Origin of the sequence: Peptostreptococcus sp. MV1, assembly GCF_000758885.1 — a bacterium.
GTDB lineage: Bacteria > Bacillota > Clostridia > Peptostreptococcales > Peptostreptococcaceae > Peptostreptococcus.
Window position 1 is genome coordinate 1 of sequence record NZ_JRNB01000029.1, and the last position, 2,225, is coordinate 2,225.

Below are 2,225 nucleotides of genomic sequence, written 5' to 3' on the forward strand. Positions count from 1 at the left end.
CGCCCTACGTGGACTTTCACCACAGACTGACGGCATGCCCGTCATACATAAAAAATAGCAAGAGCATTAAGCTCTTGCTATTAGTTATAAGATATTACTTATAAAGATAATTTATCTTTTCAGTAGGAGTTATTATATGGCTAGATCCCACTATTTCATTATTAGATATAGTTTTCTGTGTTAAAGTTGGAACGGTATCGTAATTTAATTCTATCTTAATGTCTTCCTTTTTATAACCAGATACATCTAAATATGTCCATTTATTATCTAGATTAGCTAACACCTGCATATGCTTGACGTCATGGACCTCATGAGAAACAATACCCATTCTTAACATGGCTTGATTAAATGTATATACATAACCCTCACATACAGCAGTACCGTAATCTGATATAGAATAAGGGCTTCTTGATTTAAGCTGGTTTTCAACACTAAAGTTGTTTATATCAGAATTGTAAAAATAGTTTATCCTTAAATACTTGGAAAACCTTATCGCCTTTTCTCTTTCTGTATTCATTTTATTAGCACCAGAAGCATTTATCATAGCATCTATTTTAGATAGATTCAACTTATATTTTTCCTTATTATAGACTTCTTTAGTATCCATGTGCTGAGTCATTCCCATAATTATCTCTACAGTTTTATATTTGTTATTTCCAACATTTTCTACTTCCTGATCTAAACCGAAACCTAAAGACCTTGCTAACACTTTAAATGCGTCATTTGAATTGACTGCACTATCGACTAAAACCTTTCCCGTATCAAGACCCTCATTTTTCAATCCGTCAAATATATACCTATCATAATCCTGCTGAGTCTTGAAATACTTCATTGAACTTGGCTTTACATAAAGTGTTTCTATCCTATTAGCCCTAAAAGCACCAACTTCATCTCTTGTAGTTAATATGTTGTAGCCTGATGGTATACTTGCCTCAACAGCACTGTAGTCTATCTTATCCACTGTTACTGTCTTTAAAGTTGTATCACCATCAACAGACTTTATAAGATAAGTGAACTTGTTTTCAGTAGGCTTTGGTTTTGGTGGGTCTACTGGTTTTGGATCTGGCTTAGAAGGATTTACTGGATTAGGGTTTGGCTTTGGATCTGGCTTAGGTGTAACAGTTGTATTGTCCTTAGCATATATTAATCTCTCAACAGGAGTTGTTAGCATACCACCTATTATAAACCTATTATAGATTCCCTTCATATAGCTCTTCTGGCTAGCAGACATATCTCTTCCTACTAGCATCACAGATGTGTTAGGTTTTGCGTTTACTATATTTATAGTAGATAAAGCATCTGCAAAGTTTGAACCTGTAGTTATTGCTACATTTGTAGCATTTCCAAATTCCTTATTTATAGCTTCATTCGTAGCGTATCTATCTTTACCTTCTAATCTCTTACCACCATTTTGGTATACTGAGTCTGAACCACCAAAAGTATACTTAACGTTCTTATCTGTAGCATATACCTTTGCTCCATTTACTAGCATTAATCCTAAATTATGCTTTCTCAATAGACCTGAAGCAGACAAGGCATCTGGATAATTTCTTCCGTCAGCAACACCAACATTCTTGTAGCCAGCTATTCTCAATGTTTCAGAATTAGTAGCGTATCTATCTGCCCCTGAAACTCTCTGTATATTACTAGTAACTTTCTTGACTTCATTTACCATCTTTGTGCCTAGGACATCTTCTCCACCAACGATAAATACTTTTGATGGATTAATTTTAGCTAATTCCCCTGAGATGTTAGAGTTTTCGCTTACTAACCATAACTTAGCATTGAACCTGCTTGATAAGTTGTAAGCACTTAATGAATCTGCAAAATTGTAGCCATTTGCTAATACCACAATCTTTGAGTTTACATACTCTGCCGCTTTGATAGATGTTTGAGTTCTATCCTTGCCAGCTAGCTTGGCAACATTGATAGTATCTGCATTTGCATTAGTTGCTCCTATAGCAGATACAGCCATCATCATTGATAGTGTTGTAAATAACGACTTTTTTAGTTTTCTTAATTTCATAATATACTTTCCTTTCACTATTATCTATTTCGACTATTCTATTATACCATATTTTAATATTTTTATTTTTTTTTTTACCTTTTTGATAATTTTAATATATCTACAAACAAAAAAGGAAAAATTTCGGTTCTTTGTCAACTAGCCTTGATGAATAAAATCCGAAATTTATGCGACAGCATCTTGGATACATATAGTATCC

At 33.7% G+C, this 2,225-nt stretch carries 1 protein-coding gene; it reads right to left on the minus strand.

Annotation, left to right across the window (positions count from 1 at the left end; all coding sequences use genetic code 11):
- Positions 1-94 precede the first annotated feature (94 nt).
- Positions 95-2,026, minus strand: coding sequence for a cell wall-binding repeat-containing protein (locus HMPREF1639_RS09025; RefSeq protein ID WP_084572452.1), 1,932 nt, complete (start codon positions 2,024-2,026; stop codon positions 95-97).
- Positions 2,027-2,225 lie beyond the last annotated feature (199 nt).